Origin of the sequence: Hymenobacter glacieicola (assembly GCF_014640315.1) — a bacterium.
Lineage (GTDB): Bacteria > Bacteroidota > Bacteroidia > Cytophagales > Hymenobacteraceae > Hymenobacter > Hymenobacter glacieicola.
The window spans coordinates 150,798-172,517 of the sequence record NZ_BMGS01000006.1 but is presented as its reverse complement, the minus strand read 5'-3'; the positions used below and the strand labels follow the sequence as shown (position 1 = coordinate 172,517).

The window sequence follows — 21,720 nt, the reverse complement described above, 5'->3', positions numbered from 1 at the left end:
CTCCTACTCCCCACGCCGCTCGTTCTTGGTGCCCAGGATAAATAGGATCAGCAGCAGGAAGGCCGCTACCCCCAAGCTGTACCAGGTAATCACCGGCAGGCCGCGGTGGTAGGGCATGGACGCAGGGTAATGGCCCAGCAAACTCAGGCCGGCAAACACAATCATGGCTACGGCTACGGCCGCCAGAATGCCCCGGCTTACTAGCTGGTCAGCTTTGCGCAGCAGCAGTTGGTAACCGCTCAGCTCCACGCGCACCCGCAGGTCGCCACGGGAAATTTTGCGCATGATCTGGCGCACATCGGTCGGCAGGGTTTGCAGCAGGGCCAGCAGTTGCGTACCGGTGTAGAGGGCTTCGTTCTGGATGTTTTCGGCCGAGTACTGTTCGGCGATGATGCGCGTGCCGTAGGGCCGCACAAACTCGAAAGTGTTAAAGCGCGGGTGCAGCACCTTACCAATGCCTTCCAGAATCACGAGGGCCCGCAGAATCAGGAAAACAGCGCCCGGTACCTGCAGCTTGTAGCGGTAAATGACGCCCTGCAGGGAGTCAGCCAGGTCCGACATACTCATTTCCTTGACATCGAGGGTAGCAAAGTCCTCAATGAGCTGGGCTAGGTCGGCCTCGAAGGCGCGCATGTCGGGTATTTCCGAAGTCAGGGCTAAGCGGCGGAAGTTTAGGGCCATGCTGCGCGGATCCTGGCGGGCCATGCCAATGAACACGCCCGCAAAAGCATATTTCTGCTGCTTGGTCAGGCGGCCTACCATGCCAAAGTCGATGAGTACCAACGTACCATCAGGGCGCACCAGTACGTTGCCGGGGTGCGGATCGGCGTGGAAAGCGCCAAATTCAAAAATCTGGGTCAGGTAGATGTCCATACCCGTTTCGGCCACTTTCTCCGGACTCATGCCCCACTCTAGCAGTTGGGGCTTATCGGTAATTTTGCAGCCGCTCACGAACTCAATTACCAGGATGCGGTTGGTGCTTAGCTCCCGGTAGGGGCGCGGGATGTAGAACGTATCATAGTCCTCGTAGAGCTTGCGGAACTGCTCCATACTGCGGGCCTCGGAGGTGTAATCCAACTCCTTGGTCATGCTGCGCTCGAAGGCATCGACGATGTCCTGGGGGTTATTCAAGCCCTGGCGGCGCAGAAACGGGGCCGTCAGACGGACCAACTCGTGGAGCAAACTCAAATCAGTGCGTACTTTTTCCTGCACGTCGGGGCGCTGCACCTTCACTACTACCCGCTCGCCGGACAGCAAGCGGGCCCCGTGCACCTGCCCGATGCTGGCCGAGCCCAGCGGCACCTCATCAAACTCCGTGAACACTTCCTCCAAGGGGCGGCCCAGCTCCTGCTCAATAATGCGGCGGGCCTGGGCTACCGGAAACGGCGGCACGTTGCTTTGCAGTTTCTCAAACTCATCGATAAGGGGCTGGGGTAGCAAGTCGGCGCGGTTGCTCAGGGCCTGGGCCAGCTTGATGAAGGTGGGCCCCAGCTCCTCGATAATCATGCGGATACGCTGCCAGCGCGTGGTTTCAAACACGGCCTGCTCCCCTTCCTGCCACGAGCGGCGTCGACTTGGCGGCACTAGCCGCCGCAGGGCCGTGCTGGTTACCACATCCTCAAAACCGTAGCGAATCAGCACCTCGGCTACCTGCCGGATGCGCGTGAGGTTGGAAATGGTGTTTTTAAACATGAAGCGCAGAGTGAGCAAGCCCGGCAGCTACCACAGCCCGCTGCCACCGCCAAAGTACTAGGTTAACGGCGGAGAGTTGATATGGCCGGGCCGGGACGAGGAAAGATAAAAACCCTGGCCATGCAGTATGGCCAGGGTTTTTCAGGTAAGTACTTAGCTATGCTGCTAGGAGAGTTGGCTGCCGCTGCTTGAGGTGTTGTCGTTGGGCGAAATGGCTTTTTTAGCGGCCGTTTTATTGGCCTTTTCTTCCTTGCTTTCCGGGGCGCTCGACTTTTTGGGCTTACCGGTGGTGTTGCCGCTTTTGGCCCCGGCTACCTTCACGGCCGCAGCAGTAGAAGCCGCTGAGCTGTGGGCTTTTACAGGGGTAGAGCTAACCTTACCGGCCGCGGGCGAGCTAGCTTCAGCTTCGTCAGACGCACCGGTAATTTTGGATTTCGAGCCGCCTTTTACCGTGCGCTTCAGCTCTTCCACATCGGCGTTGCTGGCAATGCCGGCGGTTTTCATCAGGCGGGAAGCGAGTCCCTGGAACTGCTTTTCCAGCTCCTGCCGCTTGGTATCGGTGTTTTTCTTCAGCTCGTCCATGATTTTGGCTCCCTCCTGCTCCGAGAGCTTGCTATCCTGCACCAGCTTATCGATGGTGCTCTGCACCCGGTCGTTGGTAAGCGAGACTAGGCCCACGCCAGCGTTGATGAACTTCTTAAACAGATCTTCCATGGGACAAGGGGTTAGGAAATGAGGGTGAGAATGAAGAAAATACGCGAAACAGGCTGCTGAGCATCGAAATGCTCAGCTAGCGGCTAGCCTTAACCTCGATGCAAAAGGCAACGGCAGAGCCAGTAAAAGACCGACTTACAGCAGGAGTCACCACCTGAGGTTGTTTTTACGCTGCCTTGGCCACTTCGGGTGCCGACCATACCTGATTCGTGAAATCGGCTACCCGGCGCAGGGCTACACGGGCCTCGGGCAGAAAGCGCCAGAACAAATGCCACCAATGCACCAGCCCTTCAAACACTTGTAAGGTTACGGGCGAACCGGCAGCGCGCGCCTTTTGCACAAACCGGAGCACGTCGTCGCCCAGCACCTCCGCATCGGAAATCTGAATCAGCAGCGGGGGTAAGCCGTGCAGCTCGGCCCGCACCGGCGACACCAACGGATGCGCCAGGGACTCGGTGGCTGCGTAGAGCGGCCCCCACCCCCTGATTTCTAGCGCTTCTAACACTTGGCTTTCCTCCTGGCAAACGCGCCGAAGCACGCTAGTCGGTAGCACTAGGTCAGTCCAAGGCGACAGGCCGACGGCGGCGGCCGGCAGGGCTTCCTCATTGGTCCGCAAGGCCAGCAACAAGGCCAGCGTTAATCCGCCCCCGGCTGAGTCGCCGGCCACGATAATGTCGGCAGCGGCGTAGCCTTGTTTCAGCAGCCAGCGGTAGGCTAGCAGGGCATCGTCGAGGGCTGCCGGGAATGGGTATTCGGGGGCCTTACGGTAGTTGATGGCCAAGGCTTTCACTCCGCACTGCCGGGCTAGAGCCCCAATCAGGGCCCGGTGCGTGTTTAGGGAGCCCAGCACGTAACCGCCGCCGTGCAGGTACAGTAGCACCCGTCCTGGTGTGGCGCCGGCCGGCTGAATCCATTCGGCCGCCATGCCGTCCACGTCCGCATCCTCCAGAAACACGTTCCAAGGCATAAGCTGACCCAACGAGGCCACTTCCAGAGCTAGGCGCATGGCGGCCAGCCCAGGCCGGCGCCGGGCCAGCGGCCCCGTGGCGGCAGTTAAAAACTGCTTTAAAAGCAAATGCTGCGCTGAGGGCATGTTGAGTTACTTAGTAATTGCCAATTAGTAAGTGGTAATGTGATTATTAACTGATTACAGTCTTATCTTGATAAATGCCAGTCAGTTACCACTAGCTCACGTCTACACCCGACTAATTGTTACTTCTCACTTCCTAATTCTTAATCTGGTGGCCTTTATAGCCGCGAACAGCAATGGGAATCCACCCTAATACGGGAATAAAGAAGGTGAGGGTGAATGGGTTGCGCCACAGCATACGCAAATACGCGCCCGGGCTCTGCAAATCAAGGTTAAAGTCGCGGCGGCCATTGCGCACGTATTGGCGCTCAAACTCCCGAAACAGCGCCGGCCAGGCCCAGGGCAGGAAAAACGGAAAAGAGCGCCAATTTTCCTTGATGCGCTGCCACAACTCACCCCAACGGTAGGGCTGCTGCCCGTACTGCTGCACGGCAGCGTCCAGTTCTGTCTGCATCCGTTCCCGAATCTGACCCGACAGAGCTTCATACTCGGGGCGGGTTAGCTCGGGAGGTGTCTTGTCGGTCAACTCGTAGGGCCGGATGCGCTGGCCCAGCACGAAAGTAAGCTTGGCGGGAAAGGCCATGTAGAAAAACCACGGCTGCAACAGCACCAGCAGCAAAATTGGCCCCATTGGGATAAAGGGAATGCCGATTTTCTTGCTCAGGCGGTTCACCCAATCCCAGCTATAGGCATGAGGGTTTAGGTACTCGCCATTGATGGTGTAAAAAGGCACAATATCGGTGCGGTGCTCGATGCCCAGGCGCACCATGCTGGTGGCCAGGCGCTGGAGCTGATACTTTCGGTTAAAGCCCTTGCCAATGCCCGCCACGCCCTCGGGGTACAACATCAGGTTGTGCTCCTGATAGTACATCATCGTCTCGAAGTTGAGCGTGGTAGCGTCTACGCAGCCGCACTTCTTCCAGAAGTTTTTCACCAGGAACGGATTCATCAGCACCGACTGGGAGAGCATGGGCGCCGACAAAGGCCGGGGCAAATCGGAGAGGCTGGGCAGGCGGCGCCACAAGTGGGACAGCGCCACCATGGCATCCCAAGGAAAGGCCATGCCCGAGTGGTTGGAGGCAAAAATCAGGGGGCGGTCGGGCCGGTTGCGCTGCGGAAAGTGCTCAAACCCCACCAATTTTGAGCGAAACCAGACCCGGTCAAGCAACTGCAGAATGTTACGGTCCAGGGTTTCGACAAAATTTGCGTCGAAATAATCAGAGTAGATATGCTGATTCGCCTGGATGGCGGGTGGCACCTGAAGCTGCGCGGCAGACAAGGGGAAAGCCATGCGGGAGAAATGGGCGGGGGTGGGAAAGCAACCGGAACAAGGGCTGCTCCTAAGGTAAGGATTTTGACGAGCGAAGCCGACGCAAGCAGGCGGCCAGCCCCGTAGCGTTTACGCCTCATCTGAACAGATGGCTACGCAGTGGGACTACATAAGGCCCATTCAGTGCCTCCCGCTGGGACGGCTGGGGGCTAAATCTGGCGTTTCAGGCGTACGGCCGTCGTGAACAGGGCCCCGGTGGAGCGGCGCACCACAAACAACAACGTGCGGCCATCCTGCGAGTGCAGCAGCCGGCTCAGCTGGGTTAAGCTGATGGCATCACTGGGCAACAGATTAACGGACAGGATTTCGTCGCCGGGCTGGATGCCCGCTTCGGCCGCCGGGCCGCTGGCGTCTACACGCAACACGCGGTACTGCCGGTAGTTAGTACCCGTAGCCAGCACCTCGAACCCGCACATATCGTGTTCAAATGGGTCGCGGAAAGTGTTGTTGGGCCGGAGCAGCAGCTGGTTGTGGGCATAGTCGATGATGACGGTAAAGCGCTTGAGCAGTTCAAAGCCCAGGTTGCCGTTGCGGGGCACATCGGCCCGCATGGCCACGTCGGCCGCATCCGGAAAAGAAGTTAGCAGGGCCGGCACTCGGTAGCGGCCCAGCTGCAGGGCCGGCACACGTCCCAAATACCCGTTGATATTGCCGTTAAGTCCGCGCCCCAACTGGGTGCGCATGCGGATAGTCGGCAGGCCCAGCCGCACATCAGAAGTGGTTTCAACCGACAGAGCATGGCCGGCTCCGGTGTCGAGTACTAGTTTCAGGGGTAGGTTCAGGGAATCATTAAGCTGGACGGGTAGGGTAACGTAGGGTTTGCGCCCTTCCATGTCCAGCGGGATACGGGCCCAGCGCCGGCCGCGCGGAGCCTGAAAGGAAGCCGGATTATGCAGAGTAATCACCTCTTCCTCGGGGTTTACTTCCACCACGAAGCTCTGGAAAACGTCGGAGCCCAGGAGTCCGTGAATGGGAATGCCTACGTAGCCTGACAGGTTCAGCACATCATCGGAAAGCATCAGGAAGGGCAGAGCTGGCGCCTCTACCTTGCCCGGCAGGCGCACGGCTACGGCCGGTATGTGAAAAGCCTCCAGTGGATTCTCCTCCCCGGCCCCCGCTACCAGAAAGCGCCGACCTACTGGCAAGCTCAGTTCCTGACGCAGGCGCGGGTCGGTTATCAGGGAAGTGTTGATGCCCGTGTCCAGCACAAAATTAAAGGGCCCTTTTCCATTCAGCCAGATTTGCAGCACCATCAGGTTGCGCTGCAGGAAAAAAGGTAGCTGCACCCGGTGCTTGTGCTTGCCCTCAAAGTGAAACGCCGCGGACTGGGCTTGCGCCGGTCGGGCACTTAAGCCGCACCCCAGCAGCAGGGCCAGCAGCATACCGATTCCAACCGCCCGAGCGCGGCTCGAAAACAGCAGAAAAGCGCAGACAGGCACGAACATAGGGGTGGGCAGGTGGGCCTGGTAAGTTAACCAAAATTCTTAGTCGGCGCACCCGCTACCGGCCCTTTGTTCTCAACAAAAACTCAGCCCTCCGGCGCCTCCCACTCGCCCCGCGGGTTGTAGTGCAACTGGCCGTCCTGAATGCGCAGGGGCGCGGCCACATTGTTATGATACAACTGGCCGGTGCCTAGGCCCTGCGGAAATCCGGGCTGGGCGCACCAGCTGGCCAGCTGGCTCACGGCGTTCAGCCCCACGTTCGATTCCAGGGCCGAGGTAAGCCACCACCCGATGCCCTGGGCCTGGGCCAACGTAGCCCAGGCCTGGCTGGCTTGCAGGCCTCCGACCAGGGTAGGCTTCAAAATCAGGTAGGCCGGGCAGGTTTGCGCCAGCAAGGCTTCCTGCTGATGGGCCTCGGTCAGGCCAATCAGCTCCTCATCCAGGGCCACGGGCACCGGCGAGTGGCGGCAAACCTCGCGCATGGCGGCCCACTGCCCGGCCCGGATGGGCTGCTCAATGGAGTGCAGCTCGAAGCGGGCCAGCTGCTCCAGCTTGGGCAAAGCTTCGGCGGGGGCAAAGGCTCCGTTGGCGTCCACGCGCAGGGTCAGGCGCTCGGGGCCCGCCACCATCCGTATTTCCCGCAGCAGGTCCAGCTCCGTGGCAAAGTCGAGGCTGCCGATTTTCAGCTTTAGGCAGGTGTAGCCTTCGGTCAGCTTTTTCTCGATTTGCCCGCGCATGAAGGCCGCATCGCCCATCCAAATCAGCCCGTTGATGGGTACGCCCGCCTCGCCCCGACTAAAGGCCGTATCGTAAAGCAGGTGCCGGCCGCCGTGCTGCAGGTCGAGGATGGCGGTTTCCAGGGCGAAACGCAGGGCCGGCCACTCGGGTCCAACTAGCTCGGTGGCTTCCTGGGGTAGCAGCTCCCGCAGCTGGCGGCGGTTGAACTCCCGCACGAACCCTTCCAGGGTGGCCTCAAAGTCGGGGCGGTAGTCGGGGCTGAGGCCGGCCAGCGGGGCGGCTTCGCCCAAGCCTTCCACTTGCGGGTTTTCAGAATCGTACAGGTGCACGTAGTGTACTACATGCTCGGTAAGGGCTCCGCGAGAGGTCCGGGCGGGAAAATTGAAGTGCAACACACGGCGGGAAAGGCGGAGCTGGAGCATGGAAAAGCAAACGGGGTAGCAGGTACTGAAAGGCTAGGAGCGGCAATATACGGTGCGTCCGGCGGCAGGGCGGCCCCAACGACAAACGCCGCTCCCGCATCGGAAACCCGATGCGGGAGCGGCGCTGTAAACGTGACGGAGCTGGCAAAACCAGCTCCGTCGTTATCCTCAGTTGTCAGCTTATTCGGCGGCAGTGCCCTGAGTGCCGCGGCCGCGGCTAGCTTGGCCCCCCTTGCGGCCAGCAGCCCGGGCTTCTTCTGAGGTAAACCGGTGGCCCCGGCCGCTCTGGTGCGAGGCGCGGCCGCCTTCGCTGGCAATGCGGCGCTGGGTAGCGGGGTCCATGGCGGCAAAGCCGCGTGGACGCTTCAGCACGGGTGCTTCGGTGGAGTTCGTACGATTGGCAGATTTGGTGTTCATAGCTCGTGGGGTAAGTGTGGAAAGGAATCCTCAGGTCGAGAAGTGTTCTTCTTACGACCTGAGGTAACCGAAGATGTCGGAGCAATGGCCAAAAACCAATTTATAATTGTAAAATACCGCTTTGTACTGAGGAGCTGCCCGTAATTATACGTGGAGGTTACGTCAAACACGTACCGCTGAGCTTGCTTACAACTTGGCGCAAAACTACCCGCCTGGTTTGCCGTTTATCTGGGTGCTTGCTTTTCACTTTTGCCTTATGAACCCGACTTCTGCCCCCGTATTTTCTGCCGCCGCTACCGCCGCCCCGGCCCTGTTCAGCCGATTCCGCGCCGTGCGTGAGCAAACTGAGGCTCTGTGCCGTCCCCTGCTGCCTGAAGACACCGTGGTGCAGCCCGTCATTGATGTGAGTCCGCCGAAATGGCACCTGGCCCACACCACCTGGTTTTTTGAGACATTTCTGCTGCGCGAATACCTGCCGGGCTACGCAGTTTACCACCCCGATTTCGCCTTTCTGTTCAACTCCTACTACAACTCCCTGGGCTCCCGGGTTAACCGCGCCGACCGGGGCACTTTGTCGCGCCCGCCCTTGCAGGAAGTGTATGCGTACCGGGCTTTCGTAGATAAGCACATGGAGCAGTTGCTGGCCCTGCAAGACACGCTGCCGGCCGCGTTTCAGGAGCTGTTTGAACTGGGCCTCCAGCACGAGCAGCAGCACCAGGAGCTGCTGGCCACCGACATCAAGTACATTCTAAGCACCAGTCCGCTGGCCCCGGCCTACCTGCCGACGCCGGCCTTGCCCGCCTTTTCTCAACCGGCACCGCCCGTGAGCTGGCTGCCGGTTACGGGTGGAGTTCACCGCATCGGATTTGATGGGGAAGGGTTCTGCTTTGATAATGAACAAGCCCCGCACGATACCTACGTAGCTGATTTTGAGCTACAAAACCGCTTGGTCACCAACGCTGAGTACCTGGCGTTCATGGAGGCCGGCGGCTACCGCGACTTTCGCTACTGGCTGGGCGAGGGCTGGGAGCTGGTGCAGCAGCAGGGCTGGGAGGCGCCACTCTACTGGGTGCTGCGCGACGGGCAGTGGCACCGCTTCAGCCACCACGGCCTGGTAGCCGTGAATATGGCCGCTCCCGTTACCCACATCAGCTTTTACGAGGCCGATGCCTATGCGCACTGGCGGGGCTGCCGCCTGCCCACGGAGCAGGAATGGGAAATTGCGGCCCGGCAGTTTGGCGCCGCGCCCACCGGCACTTTCCTGGAAAGCGCCCTCTACGACCCGCAGCCGCTGCCCCCTGATGCCCCCGCCGACCAGTGCCACCAGCTTCTCGGCGACGCCTGGGAGTGGACCTACTCGGCCTACCACCCCTACCCCGGCTACCAGCGCGCGGCCGGCGCCCTGGGCGAATACAATGGCAAGTTCATGCTCAACCAGCTGGTGCTGCGGGGCGGCTCCTGCGCTACCCCCGAAAGCCACATCCGCCTTACGTACCGCAACTTCTTTCACGCCGATAAACGCTGGCAGTTCACTGGCATCCGGCTGGCGCGCTAAACGCGGCTACCTGAAACAATGCCCTACTCGGGCCGATCCGCTACCTCTCACGCGCATTGTTCTACTTTGTGCCCGGCGGCCGGCTCCCGGCTTCCCCTTCCTCTCGTCTCTCCTATGCGCCCCGACTCTGCTTCGGCTTCCGGCTCTGCCCTCGCCCTACCCCCGACCCATACTTCCAGCCCCGCGCCAGCCGGCGGTGCACTCACCCCGGCTAGTGCCCTGCAGCAGCACGTGCGGGCGGGGCTAAGTCGGCCGTTCAAAGCCTTGTCGTCCATGTATTTCTACGATGACGAGGGCAGCCGCCTGTTCCAGCAGATTATGGCCCTGCCGGAGTACTACCCCACCCGCACCGAGTTTGCCCTGCTGACCCAACACCAAGCTGCTATTGGTGCGGCTCTGCGCCCCCAGGAGCCCACGGAGCCATTTTTTCTGCTGGAGCTGGGGGCCGGCGACGGGCTGAAAACCAAGATTCTGCTGCGCCACCTGCTGGAAACGGGCGCCCAGTTCACCTATGTGCCCGTGGATATTTCGGAGGCTGCCCTGGCGGGGTTAGCGGCCAGTCTGCGCACTGAACTGCCTACCCTGCACGTAGAGCCTGTAGTGGCCGATTATGCCGATGCTTTGCGGCTCATGGCCAGCCGCCCGGGCCGCAAGGCGGTGCTGTTTCTGGGCTCCAACATTGGCAATTTCCTGCCCGAGGACCGGCACCGCTTCCTGCAAAACCTGGCCCTACCCCTTACCTCCGACGACCGGCTACTAGTGGGCTTCGACCTGCAAAAGGATCCGCGCCTGATTCGGGCGGCCTACGACGACAGCCAGGGCGTAACGGCCCGCTTCAACCTGAACCTACTGCGCCGCCTGAATCGGGAGCTGGAAGCTGATTTCGACCTGGCTCAGTGGCAGCATTACACCGACTACGACCCGCTCAGCGGGGCTGTGCGGTCCTTCCTGGTAAGTTGCCGGGCCCAGACGGTCCGGTTTGCCGCCCTGGACTGGGCCGTGGACTTTGCCGCGTGGGAAATGATTCACACCGAAAACTCCTACAAGTTTACTCGCCCCAGCATTGCGGCCACTGCGGAAGCGGCGGGCTTCACAGTCCAGGCATTTTTTACCGATGCCCAGGACTATTTTGCGGATGTCATTCTGCAACCCATCCGCTGATTGTGCCCTCGCCTGAGTGGTGAAGGGCAGCTTAACTCCGCTATGCCTGCTGCGTCTGCTCCTGCTGTTATTAGTCTGGCCTCCGGCTACGGTTCCTTTGCGCCTCCACTTGTTGCTACGGCGGCCGCCACGCGCGTACTGCAAGCGGCCGGGCCGCTGCCCGTAGCGGCGGTGGCTGGTTTACCCGAGTTGCGGGCAGCGCTGGCCGAGTCGTACCAACAAGCCGGAGCCAGTGGCGTTCAGCCTGAGCATGTGGTCGTAACGGGCGGCACCAAAGCGGCGCTGTTTGCCCTGCTGCAAGCCGTTCTTCGGCCCGGCGATGAGGTGCTGCTGCCCACCCCCAACTGGTTTGGTTTCTGGGAGCTGGTCGTCCGGGCCGGGGGCACCGTGCGGGCCCTGCCCCTGAGTGCAGCCGACAACTATGCGTTGGCACCGGAAACGTTGCGGGCCGCCCTCACGCCCCACACTCGGGTGGTGCTTTTTTCCAACCCGAACAACCCTACGGGCCGGGTATATTCCCGGGCGGAAATAGCCGGCTGGCTCAGCGTAACGCAGGATTTCCCGGACCTGTTTGTGCTCAGCGACGAAATCTATAACGGCATTACGTTTAGCCCCGAGCCAGTGCCTACCCTGCTCAGCTTTCCCGACCCACGCCAGCGGCATATGGTGGTAAATGGCTACAGCAAGTCGCTGGCCCTGATTGGCTGGGGCATTGGCTACCTAGTGGCTCCGCTGCCTATTGCCCAGATTTGCGCAGCTGGGCTGCACGCTACGGGCAGCGCCGTGCCGGTGCTGCAGCAGCACGCTGCCGTGGCCGCCACCCGTCACGCTTCTGCTATTGCCCGCAGCTTAATTGAGAGCTTGCAGCCTACCCGCCACCGTATGCAAACGGAGCTGGCCTTACTCCCCCAGGTGCCAGCCCCCCAGGCGGCAGCGACCTACTATTTCTTTCCCGATTTGCGCGCCTACCTCCGCCCCGAGCTGGAACCCGTCGCTGCCTCCGCCGAGTTGGTTGCCCGCCTGCACGCGACTGGCGTGGCCGTGGTAGATGGGGCTACGTGCGGCGCGCCGGGCTTCGTGCGGCTGTCGTATGCGGTGCCCATGGCCCAACTTGAGCCGGCGTTGGAGCGGCTGCGCGCCGGGCTGAGCACTCCGTTTTCGGCGGCCTAAACGGTAACGGCAGCCCCGGCTCTGCTGTACTAACCGGGGCACGTATGCGGGGTTCGGGGGCGGGAGGTTGTACCTTTGCGGCTTCTCTTTGCTGCTGTATGTCTTCCCGCTCCACGCTTCGCTCCCACCTGCTGCCCACCCTTGCATTGGCCTACCCCGTGATGCTCAGCCAGCTGGGCCACGTATTGGTGAACGTCTGCGACAGTATGGTGGTCGGGCAGACGGGCAAGGTGCCGCTGGCGGCCGTTTCCCTGAGCGTGAGCGTCAACACCGTGGTCATGGTGCTGGGGCTGGGGTTGACCATGGGCATCACGCCGCTGGTTGCCGCCGCCGACGGGCGCCGCGACGTGGCCGGCCTGGGTCGGTTGCTGGTAAACGGCGTGTGGCTAAGCCTAGCGGCCGGCGTGGTGCTGGCCTTGTGCGGTTTGCTGGTGCCGCAAATTCTGCCTTACCTGAACCAACCCGCCGAAGTAGTGGCGCTGGCTACCCCCTGGGTGCGGGTGATGTTTTTGTCGTTATTGCCCCTGATGGTGTTTCAGGGCTTCAAGCAGTTTGCCGAAGGCCTCGGGCTGACCCGCCAGGCCATGCTGCTTTCCATTCAGGCCAACGTGCTGAACGCGGTGCTCTGCTACGGGCTGGTGTTTGGCAAGCTGGGTTTGCCGGAAATGGGCATGATGGGCGCGGCCTGGGCTACCCTGCTGGCCCGCGTGCTCATGGCCGTACTAATGGCCGCCTACGTGCTGCGCGCCGTGCGCCTACAAGCCTACCGCGAGGCCGCCGCCCGCAACCTGCGCCCCGATGCTCCCGGCCTGCAGCGCCTGGTGGGGCTAGGCTCGCCCATCGGGGTCCAGATGATGTTTGAAATGGGCGCCTTTAGCTTTTCGGCCATCATGATAGGCTGGCTGGGCGCTACGGACCTGGCTGCCCACCAGATTGCTATTAACGTGGCATCCGTCACCTATATGGCGGCCAGCGGCCTGGCGGCGGCGGCTACTATCCGGGTGGGCAAGCACCTGGGCAGCCAAGATGCCCACGGGGCCCGGCAGGCTGGGCTGGCGGCGTACCTGCTCACGTTTATCTTCATGAGCCTGATGGGGGTGCTGCTGGTTTTGGGTCGTCACTCCATTCCGCTCTACTACAACCACGACCCCGCCGTGGTAGCGCAGGCGGCTTCGCTGCTGCTCATTGCCGCCGCCTTCCAGGTTTCCGATGGCCTGCAGGTGGTAGGGCTGGGCGCGCTCCGGGGGCTGGAAGATGTAAAAGTACCCTCCGTGGTAGCTCTGCTGGCGTATTGGGCCGCGGCCCTACCCCTGGGCTACGTACTGGGCTTCCGGCTGGGCTGGGGGGCTACGGGCGTGTGGGTAGGCCTGCTTACGGGCCTAACGCTGGTGGCCGGCGTCCTGCTGCTGCGTTTCCGCCGCCGGCCCGTACTAACCGCCGCTCCGGTGAACGAAGCGGCCCTCACCGCGCGTTAAGCAGCACAGCCCCAAGCCACTGCCCAACCGGCAGCGCCCCAGAAGCCTAGTACCTGCGTATCTGCAGCGTAGGTGCCGGGCGGGGCCTTGCTGGCTGATTTATCTTTTCTCGTTAGCTTCTTTAGCGCTACATGCTGTTTCCTCTGTCGCTGCCCTTGTTGCTGGGTTTGTTTACCGCCGAGCAGGGCCCGGCCGCGGCGGCCCCGGCCGCAAAGCCAGCCCCGGCTAAAATTGAGTGGCGGGCCGACCGGCTGCTTACCTGGGACGACTTCAAGAGCCGCCCCACCACCGACCGGCTGGCGGCGCTTACCTCTTCCACCATTGACGCCAAAGTAGGCTGCGTCGATTACGTTTTCTCGGCCCAGGTGCAGGCCGTGTTTGTGCCCACTGAGTCGTGGGTGCGTGACCCCAAGCGGGCCACTCCCGCGCTTTTGCGCCACGAGCAGGTACACTTCGACCTGACGGAGGTGCACGCCCGCCTGTTGCGCCAGAAGCTCAGCCTCGTCAAATTCGACTGTGAGAAGCTACAGCCGGCCTTCAGCAACATCACCAAAATGGCCTTCCTGACCTGGCAGCGCGAAGAAGCCCGCTACGACCAGGAAACCAACCACGGCCTGAACCTCCCTCGCCAGCAAGCCTGGGAGCAGCAAGTCCAGCAGAAGCTACAGCAGCTGCAAGCCTTTGCCTTGGCGAAGTAGACAATGAAGCACTGACTCCGTGCGCATTGCCCTGAGCTGATTAAAAGAACGTCATGCCGAGCGGAGCGAAGCATCTCGCGTGCTGATGCAGGATTACTACCCCAACGTCAGCACCCGAGATGCTTCGCTCCGCTCGGCATGACGTTCTTTTTTACCGTTTATACAGTATAGAGGATGTATCACTTTGTTTAGGAGGAAAGAGGAGGTTACACCCGACAGGTGGCGCCCTTGTGCGGCTCGCCACAATAGCCCGACACCTCCCTCACAAAATCCCCCTCTCACTAGTTAACCTTATGCTAACCTGGGCTGAATTTGAACGTGTTGATGTGCGGGTTGGGACGATTCTGGAGGCGCGCGAGTTTCCGGCGGCGCGGCGCCCGGCCTACCAGCTGCTCCTGGACCTGGGCCCCGAAATCGGGCAGAAGAAATCCAGCGCCCAGATAACCCACCACTACCAACCGGCCGAGCTGGTCGGACGGCAGGTGCTGTGCGTGGTGAATTTTCCGCCCAAGCAAATCGGCAAGTTTCTTTCGGAGGTGCTCGTTACCGGTTTTGCCGACGCCGAAGGGCACATTGTGCTGGCCAGCGTAGCCGGGCCCGTGCCCAATGGCAGCCGCCTGGTTTAGTTCTGCGGAGCAACTGGCCCCTGGGGCGCCCCGGCGGGCTGCAGCTTGGCTTCGCGCAGGGCCAGGCTGTCGACTACGGCGGCGTAAATTTCGTCCAGGTCCTTTTCGTGAATGGCGTAGTAGCGGTAGCTCTGCGTGAACGAGGAATCGTTGACCTCGTAGCGCCAGTACAGGTTTTTCTGGGCCGCGTGAAACAGGGCCCGCGCCGAGTCGGTGGGCAGGCCGGCGGCGTCGGCGCGGGCTTCCAGCGTGTGCAGCTCAATGAGCAGGCTCACCATCTTTTCGCGCGGAATAAGCTGGCGCGGGGGCGCTACTTCATCCGGCTTCTGGCAGGCCGTAACCAGCAGGGCCAAAGCGCCCAGCCACGTCATCACACGAAACGAATATTTTTTCACAGCGGCAAAGTTAGGAGGAACCCGTAGTTTAGGCGAAATGAAACCCGCCGATTCGCCTTTCCAGCACCTCGTCCGCAAGCTTCGGCAGATGGAAATCCGCATTCTGAAGGCCGTGGATGCCCAGCTGCAGGGCGATTTTCATTCCGTTTTCAAAGGCACGGGCCTGGAGTTTGATGATGTACGGCTGTATCAGTACGGCGACGAGGTGCGCGCCATTGATTGGGCCGTTTCCAGCAAAGGCCACGGCACCTTCGTAAAAACGTACAAGGAAGAACGGGAGCAGCAGGTGCTTTTATTGCTCGACGTCAGCGCTTCCCAGCAGGTAGGGGCCGCCGCCCGCCGCAAGATTGATGTGGGCCGGGAAATTTGCGGAGTGCTGGCCCTGGCCGCCGCCCGCCAGGACGCCCAACTGGGAATTCTGGCTTTTTCCGACCAGAAAGAATTGTACTTGGCTCCGGGCAAGGGCATTCGGCACGCCTATTCCCTGATTAAGCGCCTGTTTGAGCTAAGCCCGCGCAGCCGCCACACGGCCGTGGCAGGCGGTATTAAGCAGGCGCTGGGGCTGCTCAAGCGCCGTACCATTGTGTTGCTGATTTCCGACTTCATTGATGCCGAGTACGAGCGGGAGCTGACCATGCTGGCCCGCAAGCACGACCTGATTGTGCTGCAGCTGCTGGACCAGCGGGAGCGGGAGTTTCCGCCCCTGGGCATCATCCCGCTTCACGACCAGGAATCGGGGCGCACCGTGTGGGTGAATACGTCCTCGGCCGCGTTTCGGGCCCGCTACCGCGCTACCTACGAGCTGAACCGGGAACAAATTGGCCAGATCTGCCGCCGCCACCGCACCGAGTATCTGTCCATTGCCACCGACACGGATTTTGTACCGCAGCTGGTGCATCTGTTCCGGCGGCGCAACCAGCGCGGGGGTCGTGGGTAAGGCGCTAGGCTGGCTTTACGAGCGGCAAAGAGAGGCTGCCTGGGCCGCGTTGCTAAGTCTGATGCTGTTGACGCAATTAGCTGTGGCCCAGTCTGAACTAGTAGCCTCCGAAGCCCCGACCGGCCGGTTTCAGCGGCCCACCGTGCGCGTGGGCGAAGTAGTTGACTACGAGCTTTCCTACCGGCACGGAGCTACCCTGGAGGTTATCTTCCCCGATTCGGCCGCCGATTTCAGCCCCTTCGAATACGTGGGCCGGCGCTACTACCTCACCCGCACCCGCCAGGGCCGCAGCCTCGACCGGGCCGTGTACCGCCTGCGCACCTTCGCCCTGGACTCGGTGCAGACGCTCGTATTGCCCGTGACGGTGCTCAGTGGCCGCGACACGCTGCTGCTACCCACCGCCCCAGCCCGAATCAGGCTGGTGCGCACTGCCCCTACCAGCGCCGGCGAGGCTCCGGTGTTGCGCCAGAATTTGCAGCTGATGCCGGTGGAGCCGCAGTTCAACTACCCCTACTGGCTGGCCGGTACGGGGCTGCTGCTCCTGCTGGTGGGCGCGGTGGTGCTGGGCTTCCGGCGGGGGTTGCGCCAACGCTACCGCCGCTACCGCCTGCGGAAAAACCACGCTTACTTTCTGGCCCAGTATGCCCGCCACGTGGAGCGCTTTACGTTGTCCCGCTCCCTGACCAACATGGAGCGCGCCATCACGCTCTGGAAAAACTACCTCTCCACCCTCGAAGACGACAATATCACGAGCCTGACCACCCGCGAAATTGTGGCTCACTACCAGAATGACGCCGACGTAAGCCTGGCCCTGCGCCTGGCCGACCGGGTTATTTATGGCAACCAGTTTTCGGAAGACGACACAGAAACCGACCTGGCCTTTGAGCTCCTACGCAACTTTGCCGAGCGGCAGTATACCCATGTGCTGCGTCAGCTGGGCGAGCCAGCGGCCTTAGGCGCCGCGCGGCGGCCAACAACCCCGGTGGCCTAGCGTCGGCCGCCGCCGAATCACTACTTTTGCCCCATGCCGCAGCTCTGGCCCGATGTATTGGCTCCCGTGCTGGATAGCGTGCGCTACGCTACCCTGGCCAGCTACAGCTGGGAGCAGCCCCGCCTGCTGCTGCTGCTGCCGCTGGTGCCGCTGCTGTTTGTGCTGCGCTGGGCCCTGGCCCGCCGGCACCGGGCCAAGCTGGGAGTAGCCTTCGTGGCCGGGCAACTCCCGCGCGACTGGAGCACGGTGCTGCGCTTTTTGCCCGACGTGGTGCTGGCCCTGAGCATGGGTTTTGCCATTCTGGCTCTGGCCCGCCCCCAGCGTACCGATGAGCGGGTAGTACAGAGCGGCGAAGGCATTGATATTCTGCTCGTTTTGGACGTATCAGGTTCTATGGAGCTGCAGGATCTGCGGCCTAACCGCCTGGAAGCAGCCAAACGGGTAGCCCGCGGGTTTATTGATGGCCGCCAGGGCGACCGAATCGGGCTGGTGGTGTTTGCCGGCGACGCCTACTCCCTGGCCCCGCTCACTACCGACTACGACCTGCTGCGCGACAACCTGCAGAGTTTGCGCCTGGGTATGATTGCCAACGATGGTACGGCCATTGGCACGGCCCTGGGCGTGGCCACCAACCGCCTGCGCGACTCCCGCTCCCGCAGCAAGGTGTGCATCCTGATTTCCGACGGCGAAAACACGGCTGGCTCCCTCGACCCACTTACGGCCGCCCAACTGGCCCACGCCTACGGCCTGAAGCTCTACACCATCGGGCTGGGCCAGGACGGCGTAGTGCCCTACGGCACCGACGAAACGGGCCGCCCCACCTACGTTACAACGCGCCTGGATGAAACCACCATGCGGCAAATAGCCCAGGCCGGCGAGGGCCGCTTCTTTCGCGCTACCGATAACGCCGGGCTACGCCAGATTTTCACCCAGATCAACCGCTACGAAAAGTCCGAAATCAAGCAGACGCGCTACCGCAACACCCGCGACTACTACCGCATCTACCTGTTCTGGTGCCTGGGCCTGTGGCTAGTGTGGCTGGGCCTGAAAAACACGTTTCTGACCAATGCTTTGGAGGACTAAATCACGGATGCAGACGGATGCATCGGATTTCACGGATGCTGGTGGTCGCCTTTTCGGCGTAGTAGTGCTCAATTTGGTGTAGGTGGATTTATTGGATTTCATGAATTTTGTTTGGCCGATTCCTGGAATTTGCGGTTTGCTAGCTACCCGCACACGACCTTTGCGCTCTTGCCTTTGAGGAGCTCCAATCGGCAACTGCTCCGGCAAGATCTGCCTTCCGTGTTTACAATCCGAAAAATCCGTCTAAATCCGTGATCCGCGACAACCTGCACCGCATTCAGCAAGACCTCTCCGGCACGGCCGCTCGGCTGGTGGCCGTCACAAAAACGCATCCGGTGGAGCGGCTGCGCGAAGCGTATGAGGCCGGGGCCCGCCTTTTCGGCGAAAACCGGGTGCAGGAAATGGCGGCCAAGCAGTCGGAGCTACCCGCCGATGTGCAGTGGCACCTGATTGGGCATCTGCAGACCAACAAGGTCAAGTACATTGCTGCTTTTGTGCACACCATTCAAAGCATCGACAGCCTGAAACTGCTACTGGAAGTTGAGCGGCAGGCCGCCCGCCACAACCGCGTGATTGAGGGGCTGCTGCAGTTTCATATTGCCGCCGAGGAAACCAAAACCGGCCTGAGCCTGCCCGAGGCCGAGGAAATGCTGCAATCAGCGGAATTTCGGGGGCTGCAGCATGTGCGCCTGACCGGCGTGATGGGCATTGCCACCAACACCCCGGATGAAGACCAGCTGCGCCGGGAGTTCCGGCAACTGCGCGGCTACTTCGACAAGCTAAAGGCCTTGTACTTCCCTCAGGATGAAGCGTTCCGGGAAATTTCCATGGGCATGAGCTCCGATTATCCCCTCGCCCTACGGGAAGGGAGCACGCTCATTCGGGTAGGTAGCGCTATTTTTGGCTCCCGCTGATCCATCGTAGTTATCAGCGGGCAGGTGGTAATTGGTAGTCGTAAGTACAGCTCTCATAACTACTCCCTAACGAGCAACCGCTACGTATCCTCTACCCGCTGACAACCAACATTTCCACCTCTCTACCAGACTCCTATGACGGCTCGTCTTGTTCTTCAACTGGCAGCTCTGCTCGGCGCTTTGGGCGTAGGCATCGGGGCTTTCGGGGCCCATGGCCTGCGGAAAATGCTGGAAGCCTCCGGGCGTTTCGAAACGTTTGAAACCGCTGTACGCTACCAGTTCTACCACGCTTTGGCTTTGCTGGCGGTAGGTATTCTGCTCCACGTAAAGCCCGAGCTGCGCAGCCTCGGCACGGTAGCCTGGCTGTGGCTGGGCGGAGTACTCGTGTTCAGTGGCTCGCTCTACGTGCTCTGCCTGACGGGCATTACCAAGCTGGGAGCCGTCACGCCCATCGGCGGCGTGCTGCTCATTGCCGGCTGGGTGGTGCTGCTGCTGGCGGCTCGTCAAGTATAGCCCAGGAAGCTGCTACAACCAAAAAGGCTTGCCATCTGGCAAGCCTTTTTGGTTTTCTGTACCGAAGCGTAGCGCTTAGGAAGCCTTTCTCTTGGCTTTGGTTTTGTTGTCGCTGATTTTGGTCTTTTGCTTGGCTTCTTTTGCATCAGCAGGAGCCGAAACATCGGAGGAAGCGGGGGCCACGTTCATGGCAGCGGCGGCATCCTTCACGTCGCCTACCAACGACACCATGGCGTTACCACCCGCCGAGTTCGACTCAATAGTCAGCACTTTGTTTTGCATGCCCATTTTGCCGGCCGAGTTGAACTTGGCCGTAACCGTGCCCGATTTGCCAGGCATGACGGGCTCCTTGGTCCAGTCGGGGGTAGTGCAGCCGCAGCTCACGCCAATGTTGGAAATCACCAGCGGCTGGGTGCCTACGTTCTTGAACTTGAAGGTGTGTTCTACCACATCACCCGTTTTGATGGAGCCGAAGTCGTACTTCATTTCCTCAAACTGAATTTGCGGACCGGCTACTTTGGTCTGGGCATTGGCCGGCTTAACGGCCGCCGTCTGGGCTTGGGCCGCGAAGCCCATGACGGACAGCGAAAGAGCCAGAAGAAGTGCTTTTTTCATGGGATGAATGCGTGAATGCGTTGGAAGTAAGCAAAAATACAAGTTTCAGGCGCCGGGCCAAGTTACGTGCCAGTTTTCACCCTGGCCCCAGAAGCCGACGTGAAGAACAACGCACGGCGGCCGTTGTTGGGTTCTTTTTTCAGCCTAAATCTGTCGGTAGGAATAAAGCAAGGAATCTGGGTTAGCCTCCGGACGATTGAGCCAGATTCCTCACTCCGTTCGGAATGACAAGATTTACTCCGGCGTTTCGTCGGCGAGCAGCTTTTTGTTGAAGTTCAGCAGAAACAATTTCTCCGAGGAGCGCGTGACAGCCGTGTAAAGCCAGCGGGCGAATTCGCTGTTCACCATATCTTCTTTCAGGAAGCCGTGGTCTACAAAAACGGCCTGCCACTGCCCGCCCTGGGCTTTGTGGCAGGTAAGGGCGTAGGCGAACTTCACTTGCAGGGCGTTCAGAAAAGGGTCCTTGCGCAGGGCGGCGGTGCGCTCCTTCTTGGTTTCGAGGTGGGCGTAATCAGCACTCACGGCGTCGTAGAGGGCTTTGTTCCGGTCGGCAGGCAGGGCGGGGCTTTCCGTGTGCAGGGTGTCAAGCAGGAGCTTGATTTCCATGTCGGGCTCGTCGGGGTAGTCCACGAGGCGCACCCGGGCATCGGCAAAGCGGAACCCGAACTCCTCGGTGAGGCGCACAATTTTCACTACCTGCACAAAGTCGCCGTTGGCCAGAAACCCGATTTCTGAATCCTTGGGCAGCCAGTAGTAGTTGTTGCGCACCACCATCAGGTAGTCGCCCGACTCAATTTCATCCTCGGCCTCGAACAGAATGCGCCGGATGTACTGGTTGTACTGGTTGGCGTTTTTGTTGGAACGGCAGATGATGGTGCTGTTCTCGTGGCCGAAGTTCTTGTAGGCCCAGCGCAGCCCGTCCTCCAGCTTGTCGCCGCCCATCGAGAAAATATCGGGGTAGCCTTTTGTGAAGAAGGTGATTTGCGGGTGTTCCTCGCGCAGCTCCTCCCGTAGCACCGTGGCGTTCATCAGAATTCCCGACTGCTCGGCCTGACGCATCACCTGGCGCAGCTCCACGGAATCAACCTGGGCGCGGAAGCGGTGGCGCAACAGCTCGGGGTCGAGGGCGGGTGAGAGCAGCTGGCCCACGGGCGGCAGCTGGGCCGTGTCGCCGATGAGCAGCAGGCGGTTCGAAGTTTTCTCGAACACGTAATTCATCAGGTCGTCGAGCAGGCCGTTTTCACCGAAGGCCTTTTCGTCGGAAATCATGGAGGCTTCGTCCACGATGAACAGGGTGTCCTGGGCGCGGTTGGGCTGGCGCTGGAACGAGAGGCCCTGGCTGGGCGAGCCGCTGGTCTGGCGGTAGATTTTCTTGTGAATGGTGCTGGCCGCTACCCCCGAGTAGGTGCTCATTACTTTGGCGGCGCGGCCGGTAGGGGCCATCAGCACGTACTTGCGGCCCATGCGGTGCAGCCACTGCACCAGGGCGCTAACCACGGTCGTTTTGCCCGTACCGGCGTACCCGCGTAGAATAAACGCCTTGCGCCCCGGCAGGGCGTCGCCCAAAAAGCCATCCATCTGCCGAAACAGCGTGGCTTGGTCCTGGGTAGGTTCGTAGGGGAAATAGTCGCGGACGGAGGGAGTTCTAACGGAGAGCATAAGGCTGTATTCGGGTAACAAAGCTACGCCGGTTTAAGCTCCCAGGTGGTGGCACTGCGTAATTGAGCAACTGTTCCGCCGGG

Annotated in this window: 21 protein-coding genes; 11 read left to right on the top strand and 10 right to left on the bottom strand. The window is 61.1% G+C overall.

Annotated elements, in window-relative coordinates:
* Window positions 1-3: 3 nt before the first annotated feature.
* The 7 genes from IEW18_RS12795 to IEW18_RS12765 all read right to left on the bottom strand — a co-directional run bounded on the left by IEW18_RS12795 (window position 4) and on the right by IEW18_RS12765 (window position 7,845).
* The gene (locus IEW18_RS12795) at window positions 4-1,692 is read right to left on the bottom strand and encodes an ABC1 kinase family protein (protein ID WP_188558254.1); all 1,689 of its coding nucleotides are present in this window, start codon (window positions 1,690-1,692) and stop codon (window positions 4-6) included.
* Between the two features lie 165 nt (window positions 1,693-1,857).
* Window positions 1,858-2,406 carry a phasin family protein gene (locus IEW18_RS12790; RefSeq protein WP_188558253.1) on the bottom strand — a complete coding sequence of 183 codons (549 nt, stop codon included), beginning with the start codon at window positions 2,404-2,406 and terminating at the stop codon, window positions 1,858-1,860.
* Window positions 2,407-2,572: 166 nt separating this feature from the next.
* Window positions 2,573-3,499 (bottom strand): alpha/beta hydrolase, encoded by a 927-nt coding sequence (locus IEW18_RS12785; RefSeq protein ID WP_188558252.1) that lies wholly within the window; start codon window positions 3,497-3,499, stop codon window positions 2,573-2,575.
* Window positions 3,500-3,632: 133 nt separating this feature from the next.
* The gene (locus IEW18_RS12780) at window positions 3,633-4,787 is read right to left on the bottom strand and encodes a lysophospholipid acyltransferase family protein (RefSeq protein ID WP_188558251.1); all 1,155 of its coding nucleotides are present in this window, start codon (window positions 4,785-4,787) and stop codon (window positions 3,633-3,635) included.
* A 188-nt stretch (window positions 4,788-4,975) separates the two neighbouring features.
* On the bottom strand, window positions 4,976-6,271 hold the full coding sequence (locus IEW18_RS12775; RefSeq protein WP_188558250.1) for an aspartyl protease family protein: 1,296 nt from the start codon (window positions 6,269-6,271) through the stop codon (window positions 4,976-4,978).
* A gap of 83 nt (window positions 6,272-6,354) precedes the next feature.
* Window positions 6,355-7,428 (bottom strand): o-succinylbenzoate synthase, encoded by a 1,074-nt coding sequence (locus tag IEW18_RS12770; protein WP_188558249.1) that lies wholly within the window; start codon window positions 7,426-7,428, stop codon window positions 6,355-6,357.
* A gap of 180 nt (window positions 7,429-7,608) precedes the next feature.
* Entirely contained in the window at window positions 7,609-7,845 is a 237-nt protein-coding gene (locus tag IEW18_RS12765) for a KGG domain-containing protein (protein WP_188558248.1), read from the bottom strand.
* Between the two features lie 256 nt (window positions 7,846-8,101).
* Here IEW18_RS12765 and egtB point away from each other — a divergent pair, with 256 nt between their 5' ends.
* The 6 genes from egtB to IEW18_RS12735 all read left to right on the top strand — a co-directional run bounded on the left by egtB (window position 8,102) and on the right by IEW18_RS12735 (window position 14,530).
* Window positions 8,102-9,400, top strand: a complete 1,299-nt coding sequence (gene egtB, locus IEW18_RS12760) for an ergothioneine biosynthesis protein EgtB (protein ID WP_188558247.1) — start codon at window positions 8,102-8,104, stop codon at window positions 9,398-9,400.
* A gap of 114 nt (window positions 9,401-9,514) precedes the next feature.
* A complete protein-coding gene (gene egtD, locus IEW18_RS12755; protein ID WP_188558246.1) occupies window positions 9,515-10,561 on the top strand; it encodes an L-histidine N(alpha)-methyltransferase in 1,047 nt (348 codons plus the stop codon).
* 42 nt (window positions 10,562-10,603) lie between these two features.
* Window positions 10,604-11,731: a pyridoxal phosphate-dependent aminotransferase gene (locus IEW18_RS12750; protein WP_188558245.1), complete on the top strand. Its 1,128-nt coding sequence runs from the start codon at window positions 10,604-10,606 to the stop codon at window positions 11,729-11,731.
* A gap of 98 nt (window positions 11,732-11,829) precedes the next feature.
* Complete coding sequence (locus IEW18_RS12745) at window positions 11,830-13,206, top strand: MATE family efflux transporter (protein WP_188558244.1); 1,377 nt, start codon at window positions 11,830-11,832, stop codon at window positions 13,204-13,206.
* A 131-nt stretch (window positions 13,207-13,337) separates the two neighbouring features.
* Window positions 13,338-13,904 (top strand): DUF922 domain-containing protein, encoded by a 567-nt coding sequence (locus IEW18_RS12740; RefSeq protein WP_188558243.1) that lies wholly within the window; start codon window positions 13,338-13,340, stop codon window positions 13,902-13,904.
* A 293-nt stretch (window positions 13,905-14,197) separates the two neighbouring features.
* Window positions 14,198-14,530 carry a tRNA-binding protein gene (locus tag IEW18_RS12735; protein ID WP_188558242.1) on the top strand — a complete coding sequence of 111 codons (333 nt, stop codon included), beginning with the start codon at window positions 14,198-14,200 and terminating at the stop codon, window positions 14,528-14,530.
* Here the strand turns inward: IEW18_RS12735 and IEW18_RS12730 are convergent.
* Complete coding sequence (locus tag IEW18_RS12730; RefSeq protein WP_188558241.1) at window positions 14,527-14,925, bottom strand: DUF4296 domain-containing protein; 399 nt, start codon at window positions 14,923-14,925, stop codon at window positions 14,527-14,529. The two genes, IEW18_RS12735 and IEW18_RS12730, sit on opposite strands and share 4 nt — an antisense overlap.
* A 37-nt stretch (window positions 14,926-14,962) precedes the next feature.
* Here IEW18_RS12730 and IEW18_RS12725 point away from each other — a divergent pair, with 37 nt between their 5' ends.
* From IEW18_RS12725 to IEW18_RS12705, 5 genes are all read left to right on the top strand, one after another.
* Complete coding sequence (locus tag IEW18_RS12725; protein ID WP_188558240.1) at window positions 14,963-15,862, top strand: DUF58 domain-containing protein; 900 nt, start codon at window positions 14,963-14,965, stop codon at window positions 15,860-15,862.
* 61 nt (window positions 15,863-15,923) lie between these two features.
* Window positions 15,924-16,853 carry a hypothetical protein gene (locus IEW18_RS12720; protein WP_188558239.1) on the top strand — a complete coding sequence of 310 codons (930 nt, stop codon included), beginning with the start codon at window positions 15,924-15,926 and terminating at the stop codon, window positions 16,851-16,853.
* A 33-nt stretch (window positions 16,854-16,886) separates the two neighbouring features.
* A complete protein-coding gene (locus tag IEW18_RS12715) occupies window positions 16,887-17,936 on the top strand; it encodes a vWA domain-containing protein (protein WP_188558238.1) in 1,050 nt (349 codons plus the stop codon).
* 251 nt (window positions 17,937-18,187) lie between these two features.
* Window positions 18,188-18,850, top strand: a complete 663-nt coding sequence (locus IEW18_RS12710) for a YggS family pyridoxal phosphate-dependent enzyme (protein WP_188558237.1) — start codon at window positions 18,188-18,190, stop codon at window positions 18,848-18,850.
* A gap of 135 nt (window positions 18,851-18,985) precedes the next feature.
* Window positions 18,986-19,363 (top strand): DUF423 domain-containing protein, encoded by a 378-nt coding sequence (locus tag IEW18_RS12705; protein WP_188558236.1) that lies wholly within the window; start codon window positions 18,986-18,988, stop codon window positions 19,361-19,363.
* A 75-nt stretch (window positions 19,364-19,438) separates the two neighbouring features.
* Here IEW18_RS12705 and IEW18_RS12700 read toward each other — a convergent pair whose 3' ends face one another.
* Together IEW18_RS12700 and IEW18_RS12695 are read right to left on the bottom strand one after the other, a co-directional pair.
* A complete protein-coding gene (locus tag IEW18_RS12700; protein WP_188558235.1) occupies window positions 19,439-19,978 on the bottom strand; it encodes a DUF1573 domain-containing protein in 540 nt (179 codons plus the stop codon).
* A gap of 234 nt (window positions 19,979-20,212) precedes the next feature.
* The gene (locus IEW18_RS12695; protein WP_188558234.1) at window positions 20,213-21,637 is read right to left on the bottom strand and encodes an ATP-dependent DNA helicase; all 1,425 of its coding nucleotides are present in this window, start codon (window positions 21,635-21,637) and stop codon (window positions 20,213-20,215) included.
* Window positions 21,638-21,720: the final 83 nt, after the last annotated feature.